Source organism: [Clostridium] scindens ATCC 35704, from assembly GCF_004295125.1.
Lineage (GTDB): Bacteria > Bacillota > Clostridia > Lachnospirales > Lachnospiraceae > Clostridium_AP > Clostridium_AP scindens.
Map to the genome: position 1 here is coordinate 2,392,528 of NZ_CP036170.1, position 11,609 is coordinate 2,404,136.

General features: G+C 49.4%; 12 protein-coding genes. 10 read left to right on the top strand and 2 right to left on the bottom strand.

What is annotated here, in order from left to right; genetic code table 11:
* Positions 1-17 precede the first annotated feature (17 nt).
* The 7 genes from ptsP (at position 18) to HDCHBGLK_RS12400 (ending at position 6,726) form a co-directional block, all read left to right on the top strand.
* Positions 18-1,640: a phosphoenolpyruvate--protein phosphotransferase gene (gene ptsP / locus HDCHBGLK_RS12370; protein WP_004607766.1), complete on the top strand. Its 1,623-nt coding sequence runs from the start codon at positions 18-20 to the stop codon at positions 1,638-1,640.
* Between the two features lie 112 nt (positions 1,641-1,752).
* The gene (locus tag HDCHBGLK_RS12375; RefSeq protein ID WP_004607765.1) at positions 1,753-3,135 is read left to right on the top strand and encodes an NCS2 family permease; all 1,383 of its coding nucleotides are present in this window, start codon (positions 1,753-1,755) and stop codon (positions 3,133-3,135) included.
* A 74-nt stretch (positions 3,136-3,209) separates the two neighbouring features.
* Positions 3,210-4,517: a D-serine ammonia-lyase gene (gene dsdA / locus HDCHBGLK_RS12380; RefSeq protein ID WP_004607764.1), complete on the top strand. Its 1,308-nt coding sequence runs from the start codon at positions 3,210-3,212 to the stop codon at positions 4,515-4,517.
* Positions 4,518-4,540: 23 nt separating this feature from the next.
* Positions 4,541-5,017 carry a cyclic pyranopterin monophosphate synthase MoaC gene (gene moaC, locus HDCHBGLK_RS12385; protein ID WP_004607763.1) on the top strand — a complete coding sequence of 159 codons (477 nt, stop codon included), beginning with the start codon at positions 4,541-4,543 and terminating at the stop codon, positions 5,015-5,017.
* A gap of 146 nt (positions 5,018-5,163) precedes the next feature.
* Complete coding sequence (locus HDCHBGLK_RS12390) at positions 5,164-5,301, top strand: hypothetical protein (RefSeq protein WP_004607761.1); 138 nt, start codon at positions 5,164-5,166, stop codon at positions 5,299-5,301.
* Positions 5,302-5,399: 98 nt separating this feature from the next.
* Positions 5,400-6,545 (top strand): beta-aspartyl-peptidase, encoded by a 1,146-nt coding sequence (gene iadA, locus HDCHBGLK_RS12395; protein WP_039909869.1) that lies wholly within the window; start codon positions 5,400-5,402, stop codon positions 6,543-6,545.
* Positions 6,535-6,726: a hypothetical protein gene (locus tag HDCHBGLK_RS12400; RefSeq protein WP_004607759.1), complete on the top strand. Its 192-nt coding sequence runs from the start codon at positions 6,535-6,537 to the stop codon at positions 6,724-6,726. The genes iadA and HDCHBGLK_RS12400 overlap by 11 nt, the downstream gene beginning before the upstream one ends.
* A gap of 50 nt (positions 6,727-6,776) precedes the next feature.
* Here HDCHBGLK_RS12400 and HDCHBGLK_RS12405 read toward each other — a convergent pair whose 3' ends face one another.
* Both HDCHBGLK_RS12405 and HDCHBGLK_RS12410 read right to left on the bottom strand, forming a co-directional pair.
* Positions 6,777-7,844 carry an aspartate aminotransferase family protein gene (locus tag HDCHBGLK_RS12405; protein ID WP_004607758.1) on the bottom strand — a complete coding sequence of 356 codons (1,068 nt, stop codon included), beginning with the start codon at positions 7,842-7,844 and terminating at the stop codon, positions 6,777-6,779.
* 65 nt (positions 7,845-7,909) lie between these two features.
* On the bottom strand, positions 7,910-8,752 hold the full coding sequence (locus HDCHBGLK_RS12410; RefSeq protein ID WP_004607757.1) for a MurR/RpiR family transcriptional regulator: 843 nt from the start codon (positions 8,750-8,752) through the stop codon (positions 7,910-7,912).
* Between the two features lie 254 nt (positions 8,753-9,006).
* Between HDCHBGLK_RS12410 and HDCHBGLK_RS12415 the strand changes: the two genes are divergently transcribed.
* Genes HDCHBGLK_RS12415 through HDCHBGLK_RS12425 form a run of 3 tightly spaced genes read left to right on the top strand, consistent with a single transcriptional unit; the run spans position 9,007 to position 11,542 of the window.
* Positions 9,007-9,279, top strand: coding sequence for a hypothetical protein (locus tag HDCHBGLK_RS12415; protein WP_004607756.1), 273 nt, complete (start codon positions 9,007-9,009; stop codon positions 9,277-9,279).
* Positions 9,279-10,763, top strand: coding sequence for a sodium/pantothenate symporter (locus HDCHBGLK_RS12420; protein ID WP_004607754.1), 1,485 nt, complete (start codon positions 9,279-9,281; stop codon positions 10,761-10,763). Before HDCHBGLK_RS12415 ends, HDCHBGLK_RS12420 begins: the two co-directional genes overlap by 1 nt.
* A gap of 26 nt (positions 10,764-10,789) precedes the next feature.
* Positions 10,790-11,542: a creatininase family protein gene (locus HDCHBGLK_RS12425; protein ID WP_004607753.1), complete on the top strand. Its 753-nt coding sequence runs from the start codon at positions 10,790-10,792 to the stop codon at positions 11,540-11,542.
* The last annotated feature ends 67 nt before the right edge of the window (positions 11,543-11,609 follow it).

Genomic DNA, 11,609 nt, shown 5'->3' on the forward strand with positions numbered 1-11,609 from the left:
AAGGGGATGATGAAAAGATGATTACACTAACAGGAAAAAGCGTATTTGGCGGAGTGGCAATCGGCAGGATTGCATTTTACAAACGAAATGAGATTACGATCAAAAGGACTCATGTGGATGATATCGAAGGGGAAGTAAAGAGATTCGAGACGGCGAAGGAAAAGGCAGTGGCCCAGCTTCAGGAACTATATAATAAGGCAATGGAGGACGTAGGCGAATCCAATGCCATGATATTCGAGATCCATCAGATGATGCTGGAGGATCTGGATTATGTAGAGTCTATCGTAAATATCATTACCACCCAGAAAGTGAATGCCGAATATGCCATCGGCACCACGGCAGATAACTTTGCAGCCATGTTCCAGGCTATGGATGATGCATATATGCAAGGACGGGCAGCTGATGTAAAGGATGTGTCCGAACGGCTTCTTCAGGTGCTGTCCGATAACAGCACGGATGCAATGAAGATGGATGAGCCGTCGATCATCGCCGCGGATGACCTGGTTCCAAGCGAAACGGTACAGCTGGATAAGGAGAAGGCGCTGTCCTTCATCACCATGTATGGATCTGCCAATTCACATACCGCTATTCTTGCAAGGACGATGAACATACCGGCAGTGATTTCTCTTGGAGAAGACCTGAAAAAGGAGTATGACGGGAAACTTGCCATTGTTGACGGACTGGAAGGAAAGGTCTACATCGAGCCGGATGCAAAGACCATGGAGGCCATGCAGGAAAAGCAGAGGAAGGACCAGGAGCAGAAGGAACTTCTAGAGCAGTTAAAAGGCAAGGAGAACATAACAAAGAGCGGACAGAAGGTAAATCTGTATGCTAATATCGGGAACCTGGCCGATGTAGGCGCTGTTCTCAAAAATGACGCTGGCGGCATCGGGCTGTTCCGAAGCGAGTTCCTTTATCTGGAAAGCGAGACGTATCCGACGGAAGAACAGCAATTTTCCGTATATAAGACGGTGGCGGAGAATATGGCCGGCAGAAAGGTCATTATCCGCACCCTGGATATCGGCGCTGACAAGCAGGTGGATTACTTTGGCCTTTGCAAGGAAGAGAATCCGGCCATGGGATACCGGGCAATCCGTATCTGCCTTACAAAGCCGGAGATATTCAAGACCCAGCTTCGGGCATTGTACCGGGCATCCGCATTCGGGCAGATCGCGATCATGTTTCCCATGATCATCTCGGTCAATGAAGTGCGAAGAATCAAGGATATCATTGAAGAGGTGAAGAAGGAACTGACAGAAGAAGGAATTGCCTTCCGGGAGAATGTAGAACTGGGCATCATGATCGAGACGCCGGCGGCAGTTATGGTAAGCCGGGAATTGGCAAAAGAGGTTGATTTCTTCAGTGTCGGAACCAACGACCTGACGCAGTATACGCTGGCGATCGACCGCCAGAACCAGAAATTGGACGCATTCTACGACTCCCATCACCCCGCAGTCCTGGAAATGATCCGCATGGCAGCGGCGAATGCCCATGCAGAAGGAAAATGGATTGGCATCTGCGGAGAACTGGCAGCGGACTTAAGCCTTACGGAGACATTCCTTGAGATGAAAATTGACGAGCTTTCCGTGGCGCCTGGCATGGTGCTGCCGCTTAGAAAACGGATCAGGGAAGCCTGGTAATAGTTATTGATAACAATAATTAATAGATAGACCCATTTACTTTATGGGTCTATTTTGTTAATATTAACTTGTTATTGTTTCTAATGGTGAGAGACGAAAAGGAGGGAAACACATGTTAGAAAAGTTTTTTAAACTGAGTGAGAATGGCACGGATGTAAAGACTGAGATCCTGGCCGGAATCACGACATTTATGACAATGGCCTATATCCTTGCTGTTAATCCCAGCATCCTTTCCGCTACAGGAATGGATCAGGGAGCCGTATTCACTGCTACGGCGCTGGCATCTTTGATTGGCACATTGCTGATGGCATTATTCGCGAATTATCCGTTTGCACTGGCTCCGGGCATGGGACTGAATGCTTACTTTGCATACACGGTTGTCCTGGGTATGGGATACAGCTGGGAGGTTGCGCTTACCGCCGTATTCGTGGAAGGTATTATTTTTATCATCCTTTCGCTTACCAACGTGCGTGAGGCAATCTTCAATGCGATTCCGAAGAACTTAAAGGCTGCTGTCAGCGTAGGTATTGGTCTGTTTATCGCATTTATCGGCCTGCAGAACGCAAAGATCGTTATCGGAGGCTCCACGCTTCTCCAGTTGTTCTCCGTGGACAAGTACAATGAGGCGAATGGAGTGGCAGCATCCTTTAATGATGTAGGAATCACGGTACTTCTTGCGATTATCGGCATTATCATTACCGGAATCCTTGTAATCAAGAACATCAAAGGCAATATCCTGTGGGGCATCCTGATTACATGGCTGCTTGGAATCATCTGCCAGATTGCCGGCTTATACGTTCCAAATCCGGAACTTGGATTCTACGGGCTGCTTCCTGATTTCAGCAGCGGGCTGTCAGTGCCAAGCCTTGCGCCGATATTCTGCAAGCTTGATTTTACGGGAATCTTCTCATTGAACTTTGTTGTTGTAATCTTTGCATTCCTGTTTGTTGATATGTTTGATACCATCGGAACGTTGATCGGCGTATCATCCAAGGCAAATATGCTGGATGAAAACGGCAAGCTGCCACGCATCAAAGGCGCGCTTCTTGCAGATGCGGTTGGAACGACGGCAGGCGCACTGCTTGGTACTTCTACTACCACGACATTCGTAGAGAGTGCATCCGGCGTATCAGAAGGCGGAAGAACAGGCCTTACGGCAGTGACTACGGCGATCCTGTTTGGGCTTGCCCTGTTCCTGTCGCCAATCTTCCTTGCGATTCCTTCTTTCGCGACAGCGCCGGCTCTGGTAGTCGTTGGATTCTATATGCTGACTAACGTTGTCAACATCGACTTTGGCGATATCGCAGAAGCGCTTCCGTGCTATATCTGTATTCTGGCAATGCCATTCTTCTACAGCATTTCAGAAGGTATCTCCATGGGAGTCATCTCTTATGTAGCCTTGAATCTTTTGACAGGAAAGACGAAGGAGAAGAAGATCAGCATACTGATGTATGTACTGGCAGTATTATTTATATTGAAATATATATTCCTGTAAAATATAATGGGAATAGGAGATTTGAACGACAAAGGACCGGAATTTCCGGTCCTTTTTTTAAAGGAGGTAAGAGAATGGACATACCGGTGGTGAAGCAGATCGCAAAGGCAGAAGAAGTGGGATGGGTGAATCCAAAATGGATGCCATGGAATGAGGCAAAGGATAGCCTTGGCATTTCGATGGAGGATATTGATGACGCAGAGGCGAGGCTTTTACGCTTTGCTCCCTTTATAATGAAGTGCTTCCCAGAGACGAAGGAGCGAAATGGGCTGATCGAATCCGCCCTGACACCGATACCGAAGATGCAGGAATTTCTGAACCAGACGTATGGAGATACGATCCAGGGACGTCTCCTCTTGAAGCAGGACAGCCACCTGGCAGTGGCTGGTTCTGTGAAGGCAAGGGGAGGGATCTACGAAGTGCTGAAGCATACGGAAGACCTGGCTTTGGAAGCAGGGCTTATAACGCTTGAAGATAACTATTCCAAACTGGCAGCGGATGAATCCAGGGAATTCTTCAGCCAGTATACCATACAAGTAGGCTCTACCGGCAACCTGGGCCTGAGCATTGGCATTGCCAGCGCGGCGGTGGGGTATGAAGTCATCGTGCATATGTCTGCGGATGCAAAGCAATGGAAGAAGGATATGCTGCGTAGCCATGGAGTAAAAGTGGTGGAATATGAGTCGGATTACAGCGAGGCAGTAAAGAATGGCAGAAAAGAATCAGACGCCAATCCGAATAGTTACTTTGTGGATGATGAGAATTCCAAGAATCTATTCATGGGATATGCAGTAGCCGCAAAGCGCCTGATCGGACAGATAGAAGAACTGGGCATCCAGGTGGATGAAGAGCATCCGCTCTTTGTCTATATTCCCTGCGGCGTAGGCGGGGCTCCGGGCGGCGTGACGTTTGGCCTGAAGGAGATATGGGGGGATCATGTGCATGTGTTCTTTGTAGAGCCCACCCAGGCTCCTTGCATGATCCTTGGCATGGCGACCGGACTTCACAATCAGGTTTGCGTCCAGGATATAGGGCTTACCGGACTCACCCATGCAGACGGCCTGGCGGTGGGGCGTCCGTCGGGATTCGTAGGAAAGGTTATGGAGCCTCTGCTAAGCGGCGAATTTACGCTGAAGGATCAATGGCTCTATGAGTATATGAGGGCTTTATGGGATACGGAGAATATCTTCATCGAGCCAAGTTCCTGCGCGGCATTTGAGGGACCGCTGAAACTTACGCGTTATGCTGAGACGCGGAAGTATATTAAGGAACATGGCCTGGAAGACAAGATGGAGCAGTCTGCCCATATCGTGTGGGCGACCGGAGGAAAACTGGTTCCGGAAAATATCCGTGAAGAGTATAAGAATACATATCTGGACTAGGACAGAAGGCAGGAGGAGAAAAAATGGAATTCAGTCATTTTGATGAGGATGGCAATGCGGTAATGGTAGATGTCTCCGGTAAAGAAATCACGCAAAGGAGAGCCCTGGCAGAGGGAAAGATCCGGGTAAGCCGGGAAGTGTTTGAAGCCATCGCCGGCAGGAAGGTGAAGAAGGGCGACGTGCTGACGGTAGCCCAAGTGGCAGGGATTATGGGAACGAAGAGGACGGCGGAACTGATTCCTATGTGCCATCTGCTGAATCTTGCCAATTCGGAAGTCAGGTTCGAGATGAACCCTGAAAAACTTGAGATCAAAGCCTTCTGCCAGGTTAAGACGGAAGGAAAGACAGGGGTGGAGATGGAGGCGCTGACTGGCGTGTCGACGGCGCTTCTGACCATATATGACATGTGCAAGGCCATTGATAAGCGGATGGTGATCGAAGAGATCCATCTCTGTGAAAAAAGCGGCGGCAAAAGCGGAACTTTTATGTTTGAAAGGTAGAGGAGAACCGGATATGGCGGCAGATAGGGTAGAAAAACTATTTAAGAAGCAGTTGACCGCATGCAGGGGATGGATGCCATCCGCATGGCAAGGATGCAAGGACTTATGAAGGATTTCCGAAGGCTTATGGACAGGTGCTCCGATTCGTGGAGAACAATGGTTATGAGATATATGGAAATCCGAGGGAATCGTATATCAACGGCGTATGGAACAAGGAATCGGAAGAAGAATGGCTGTCGGGGATTCAGTTTCCGGTAAAGAGAACAAGTATGAAACCACTGTAAAAAAATAAAGATTAACAGTGTATCGAATTGACAAATGCGGGGAAATCATGCAATATAGATTTGAGAAAGTACCCTTCCGGGAGATTGGAGTATGCGACATGCTTTTAATAAAAAATGCCGAAGTCTATGCGCCGGCCAGTATTGGAAAAAAAGATATTCTTATATGTAATGAAAAGATAGAACTGATAGAAGACAAAATAGAAGGACTGCCTGGAAACTGCCGGGTGATGGATGGAGAAGGGCTTCTCCTCGCCCCGGGGATGATCGACCAGCATATACATGTGACCGGAGGAGGGGGGGAAGGAAGCTTCCATACCCGCACCCCGGAACTTGCCCTGTCTGAGATGATAAAGGGAGGGATTACCACGGCAGTCGGCCTTCTCGGTACCGATGGCATAACGAGAAGCGTGGAGAACCTGTATGCAAAGACTGCAGCGCTGAATGAGGAAGGGGTTACCGCATATATGCTCACCGGCGCCTACGGATATCCGGGGCCATCCATAACGGGTGAGCCTGACAGAGATATCATGTTTGTCAAAGAGGTGCTTGGAATGAAGCTTGCGCTGTCTGACCACCGGGCGCCGAATGTGACGCCAGGACAGCTGATGCAGATTTCGGGCCGGGTCAGGGTGGCCGGTATGCTGAGTGGGAAACCGGGAGTGGTCGTACTGCATATGGGTGATGCACCGGAAGGGCTGGAACCGGTCTATGAAGCCCTTGAAAATAGCGCGCTTCCTATCCGCATCTTCCGTCCGACTCATGTGAACCGCAATAAGGCGCTTCTTGAAGCCGGATACGGGTTCCTTGAAAAAGGCGGCTATGTAGATTATACATGCGGTATGAAGGGACAGCCTTCACCGGGACAATGTATTGCGGAGGCGGCGAGAAGAGGGCTTCCGCTTGCACATATTACAATCAGTTCGGACGGTCATGGCAGTTGGTCAAACTACGATGAGGACGGGACCCTTCTGGATATTGGCGTATCCGGGGTAGACAGCCTCTACAGGGAACTGCAGCTTATGGTTAAGGACCTGGGAATGGACCTCGAAGATGCCCTTGGATATGTGACCTCCCATGTGGCTGAAGCGCTCGACCTGTACCCGGAGAAAGGCTGCATAAAAGAAGGGGCGGATGCGGATATGCTGCTTTTCACAGAACAACTGGATCTTCACACGGTGATAGCGCGAGGCGCGGTCATGATGGAAGGCGGGGTTTTGAAAAGGAAGGGCACATATGAAAGTTAGAATTTCGCAAGACATGGAGAAAGAACACAGTCAGGGTATGCAAAAAAGCATCACCATAAGAAGGGTCACCACAATTAATCATTTTGGAAATGTTTTCGTAATTATTTACAATAAAGAAACACAAAGAAAAACCCCACCCCTCATGATTGACAATGTCATGATTGAGGGGCAGGGGAGTTGAGAGTGTGCTCAGCACACTTTTTATTATCATAAAGGCGGACAGTTTTTGCGTCACCGGCTTTCCATGTATGCCTGAAATACATCGGCCACGCGCTGCATATCGTCTCTTGTAAAACGCTGGTCGCAGCTGATGGACATGATATGGTCATAGATGTAGTGTGCGCCAGGATACTTTCCGATGTCTATGAAAGGCGGTACCGGCCAGTATACTTTCGGCGGTATGCCGGCGGCAGCCAGATGCTTCATGAGAGATTCCCTGTCTTCGCAGAGGAAGGGGAAGAACATAGGGCAGGTGTCCTGCAAAAGATTAGTATATACAGGGCATACCGATGGATTGCCAGGTAGGTGCTCCAGCAGATATGCATAATTGTCCCGGCGCTTTTTAACGGCATCTGCGAGCGGGTAATGGAGGATGGTCTGAAGGGATTCGCCGTCGCCTTCCTGCATATCGAAGATCTCCCGCAGCATCCATTCTGCCTCCCAGAATGCATCGGTGCTCTTTTTGTTCCATGCCTCGTCTCCGGTTCTCTCGTACGCTTCTCTTGCCCGGAGCGCTCTGTCCCTTATCTTGAGATGTTTTTTGTCCGCGGGGACAGGTGATACGCCAAAGCGTCCGTTTCGTTTGAATGCCAGCCCTCCTGAGGTGACCCCCATCCATTTTCGGAGGCTGACCGCGATATAGTCGGTGTCCGGACAGGCACCGGACGGTGAGAATGCTGTGTGGGTCGTGTCCTGCATGACCGTCACGCCGCGGCTTCTGCATGTTCTGACAAAATCCGTGTCATAAGTAGAAAAGCCGTAATAGCCGCAGATGAGCAGAAGACTGATCTTGTCAATGAGTCTGTCATCAAACTGCGGTACAAGGCAGCGGTCTACGTCGTAGTAGTAGATCTTATAGCCTGCTTTTACAAAACAGCCACTTACCGTCTCGCACGTATATGCCGGGAGATAGGCAGTACGTTTCATATCTGTGAGCATGGAATCCTGCAGGCAGAGATAGATGGCGCAACGGCCGGACATGAGGTGGCTTATGTCACCAGCGTCCGGGCAGACGAGGTCTAAGTAACCGTTTGTTTCAGAACTGTTCTTTTCGTAGGGGAAGAACCCTCCTATTTCCATATGTAGATACCTCCTGATATAAATATGCTGATACTGGTCCGTGGTCTGGAACTGGCTGCGTCGGCTCAGGATGACAGGGTCTTTTTGAAATCTTTTCGTTCCGACTCCGGAACCATGTCGATGACGAGGCAGGACGCGAGAAGATTTAATATTGTCATAGGCAGCGTCAATGAGTTGTAGAACATCTTCGTCGAAGTCTGACAGAGAAGCAGGTGGGTGCTGTGTTCGGCGGCCGGCGATGAGATGCTGTCAGTGATGGTCAGGATAGGGACGCCTGTGTCCGCCGCCTTCCTGGCAATGCTCCCCATTGGATAATAATACTTGGGGAAGGAAAAGAAGATGACAAGGTCACCCTCGCAAAGCTGCTGCAGGCGGTTCTGCGTCTCAGCCAGGTCGTCCAGATCGATGAGGGTCGCGTTGAAATACAGCAGCCGGAGCCTTGCTGCCAGAAAATCTCCGAGTATTTTGGAGATATCATGGGCAAAAATGAAAATCCGTCTGCTTTTCTTAATCTTTCCCGCGGCGGCCACGATGGATTCCGGATTGAATGAAGCTGAGAAATCAGCGACCGCGGCGGCCTCCTGGCGGCAGATGTCTGTAAGCAGCGCCTCCTTTGCCGAGCGTTCGCAAGACGCATTTTCAGGCGGAAAATAAGCGGGCGCAGAGAGCAGGCGTATCATATGCTGCGTGTATTCCCTGAATTCATTCTTAAGTTCCAGGAAGCTGGAACAGCCTATTTTTTCGCAGAAGCGCAGCAATGTCAGTTCGGAAGAGGCTGTCTGCTGGCTCAGCTGGGCCAGAGTGATGTAGCAGACGTCCTCTGGGTTTTCCATCAGATAATCTGCGATTCCCTTCTGCTTCTTTGTCAATGCGGGATACATGTCCCGGATTCTCTGTAATATGTCCATGTTGTTTCCTTTCCATATATGGTACCCATGTCAAATATAGGCGGCAGTGATGCGTCATAAACTGCCTATAAAATAAATATAAAGAATCCATAAACAATTTGCAAGTAAATACTTTACAATTTTGCTGTTATATGTATAATAATAATTAAAAAATAAAGTAAACACTTTATATTTTGAGAATTCCGGATATCTCACTATAAATAAAGTAGGACAACTTTGCAGAAGGAAGTACAAAAGGGAGGAGAGAAGCAGCAATGAAAAAACTATTTGAAAAACACTTTGAGCGTACATGGCTTGTAATCTTTCTGATCATGTTCGTCATCATCATGATTCCGTTTCCATTTTTTTACAGCGAAACTTATATTCCGGCGATAGGAGGGATCCCCTCATATATCTTCGGATGGTTCGTACATACGGCGATCACGTTTGCCCTGATTATCGTCTACTACAGAATGTGTATGAAACGAAAAGAATACCACGTGTATGATGAGAAAAACGAGGAAGTTACTGAAGGAGGAGAGAAATAATGTCTGAAGCAATCCAACCATCACCGGCACCGTTTTACACAGTCCTGGCTATATATCTTGGTATTATGGCATTTATCGGCTGGTATGCCAGCCGAAAGACGAAAAATATTGGCGATTTCTTCGTTCTCAGCGGGAAAGCGGGTGTAATCGTAAGCGGTATCGCTTATTTTTCTACGCAGTTTTCCATGGGTACTTTCCTTGGCACTCCGGGTACGATATTTGGCGTCGGTTATGCGGGCATGGCAATCTCTGTGCCTGGCGCTGTCTTCTGTATGATACTGCCGGCCCTTCTGATAGGAAGGAAACTTGTGACACTTGGGCATGAATACGGTTTCCTTACGATGGCAGACTATCTGACCGACCGATATCATTCCAGGTCCATGAGCGGCGTGCTCGGTGTCATGATGCTGTTTTTCCTTATCCCTATGATGGGAGCACAGATAATCGGCGCAGGGGTTATCGTGCATGTATTTACCGGCCTGCCTGAATGGGTAGGGGTTGTAGGAATGGGAGTAATCGTTATACTATATTGTATGAGCGGCGGAATGAAGGGCGCGATGATGACCGACGTCATCCAGGGATCCCTTATGATAGGTACGGCCGTTGTTACCTTTATCGTCTCGGTTGTAATGGGAGGCGGCTTTGACAATATCAACAGCACGCTTCAGAATATGAATGAATCCTACCTGACCTTCCCCGGGGCGAACGGGTACATGCCGTGGGCTTACTACGTGTCCAACATCGTGCTTTGGTCCTTCTTCACGATGGGGCAGCCCCACCTGTTTACGAAGTTCTTTACGATGAAGGACCATAAGACGATGTTCAAGGCCATACTGCTCGGCACAGGAGGGATGTTCGTCTCTGCCACGCTGATTGAATGGGCAGGCGTCAATGGAATCGCTTCCATCCAGAATATTGAGAAGGCGGATCAGATTGTTCCTATGATTCTGCAGAGAGGGCTGAACCCATTCCTGGCGTCCCTGTTCATAGCCGGAATTGTGGCAGCCGGAATGTCTACCATTGACGGCATCCTCGTCACTACGACGGGGGCTGTGACACGGGATATCTATCAGAAGATAGTGAACAAGAAGGCGACCGATGAGAGCATCATGAAACTGTCCAAAGTTGTCACCATATTGATCGGCCTGGTCGTTATACTCTTTGGCGTATTCCAGCCTGGTAGCATCTTTGAGATCAACCTGTTCGCCTTTTCCGGAATGGCGGTCTTCGTCGTGCCGATCCTGTTTGGCATGTACTGGAAGGAATCGACGGCCCCGGGCGCTATAGCGGCTGTGGCGGTAGGGGTAATTGCCCTTCTTAGCTTTACGCTTGTTCCGGAAGTGAAGGAACTGGCCCTTGGGTTCCATGCACTGTTCCCGGCTACGATACTCGGCGCGGTCACGATGGTAATTGTCAGCAAGTTGACACAGGCTCCGCCGCAGGAGACGATTGACCGTCACTTTAAACTGTTTCAGAAAGGTTAGTGCCACATAAAAGAGGAGGTAGTTAGATGTATCTTGGTAAGATGACAACAGCCCAGGCAAAAGAGGCATTTCAGAAAGATCCGGTGCTGGTGATACCGGTGGGCAGCACAGAACAGCATGGTGCCCAGTGTGCGCTCGGGACGGACTATATGGTACCGTCGTATCTGGCAGACCATGTGGCTGACATGGAAGATGTGATTATCGCTCCCACGGTTCCGTATGGCGTCTGTCCTTATCACCTGAGTTTTGAAGGTAGTATAAATATCGGATATGAGGGGCTGTATATGGTTCTGCACGGAATCATGGACTCGCTTATGCAGCATGGGGTGAGAAGGTTTGTCGTACTGAACGGACACGGGGGCAATACGCCTTCCATCGACCGCGCGGCGCTTGAAGTCTATCATAAGGGCGGTATCTGCGCCAGCATAGACTGGTGGAGCCTGGTAGCAGAGTTGGATGAGAAGTTCCGGGGCGGACACGGCGACATCTTGGAGACGTCCGCTATGATGGCGGTCGACCCGGATGCGGTGCATCTGGAACTTGGTCAGCCTATGAATCCGCAGCATCCTTCCAAAAATGTAGAGGCAGCCTATATACAGGCAGTCCGCTATAAGGGCGGCACGGTCCGCCTTGTGAGAGATACGAAAGAGATAGCCCCAAGCGGGTGGTTCGGTCCTTTTGACCCGAAGGACTCGACGTCTGAACTCGGGCAGGAGGCGCTCGATATGTCTGTAACGTTTATCCGGGGATTCCTGGAGGAAATAAAAGGGTTTGCATAGTTGTATGTCTTATTCTCTGATGGGAAGCGTGTACCAGATGGTGAAAGACTCCCTGCCGTTCCCTATG

Excerpts from the sequence above, each read along its gene's own strand:
- ptsP (WP_004607766.1), top strand. The coding sequence starts at position 18 with ATGATTACACTAACAGGAAAAAGCGTATTTGGCGGAGTGGCAATCGGC.
- HDCHBGLK_RS12375 (WP_004607765.1), top strand. The coding sequence starts at position 1,753 with ATGTTAGAAAAGTTTTTTAAACTGAGTGAGAATGGCACGGATGTAAAG.
- dsdA (WP_004607764.1), top strand. The coding sequence starts at position 3,210 with ATGGACATACCGGTGGTGAAGCAGATCGCAAAGGCAGAAGAAGTGGGA.
- moaC (WP_004607763.1), top strand. The coding sequence starts at position 4,541 with ATGGAATTCAGTCATTTTGATGAGGATGGCAATGCGGTAATGGTAGAT.
- iadA (WP_039909869.1), top strand. The coding sequence starts at position 5,400 with ATGCTTTTAATAAAAAATGCCGAAGTCTATGCGCCGGCCAGTATTGGA.
- HDCHBGLK_RS12400 (WP_004607759.1), top strand. The coding sequence starts at position 6,535 with ATGAAAGTTAGAATTTCGCAAGACATGGAGAAAGAACACAGTCAGGGT.
- HDCHBGLK_RS12405 (WP_004607758.1), bottom strand. The coding sequence starts at position 7,844 with ATGGAAATAGGAGGGTTCTTCCCCTACGAAAAGAACAGTTCTGAAACA.
- HDCHBGLK_RS12410 (WP_004607757.1), bottom strand. The coding sequence starts at position 8,752 with ATGGACATATTACAGAGAATCCGGGACATGTATCCCGCATTGACAAAG.
- HDCHBGLK_RS12415 (WP_004607756.1), top strand. The coding sequence starts at position 9,007 with ATGAAAAAACTATTTGAAAAACACTTTGAGCGTACATGGCTTGTAATC.
- HDCHBGLK_RS12420 (WP_004607754.1), top strand. The coding sequence starts at position 9,279 with ATGTCTGAAGCAATCCAACCATCACCGGCACCGTTTTACACAGTCCTG.
- HDCHBGLK_RS12425 (WP_004607753.1), top strand. The coding sequence starts at position 10,790 with ATGTATCTTGGTAAGATGACAACAGCCCAGGCAAAAGAGGCATTTCAG.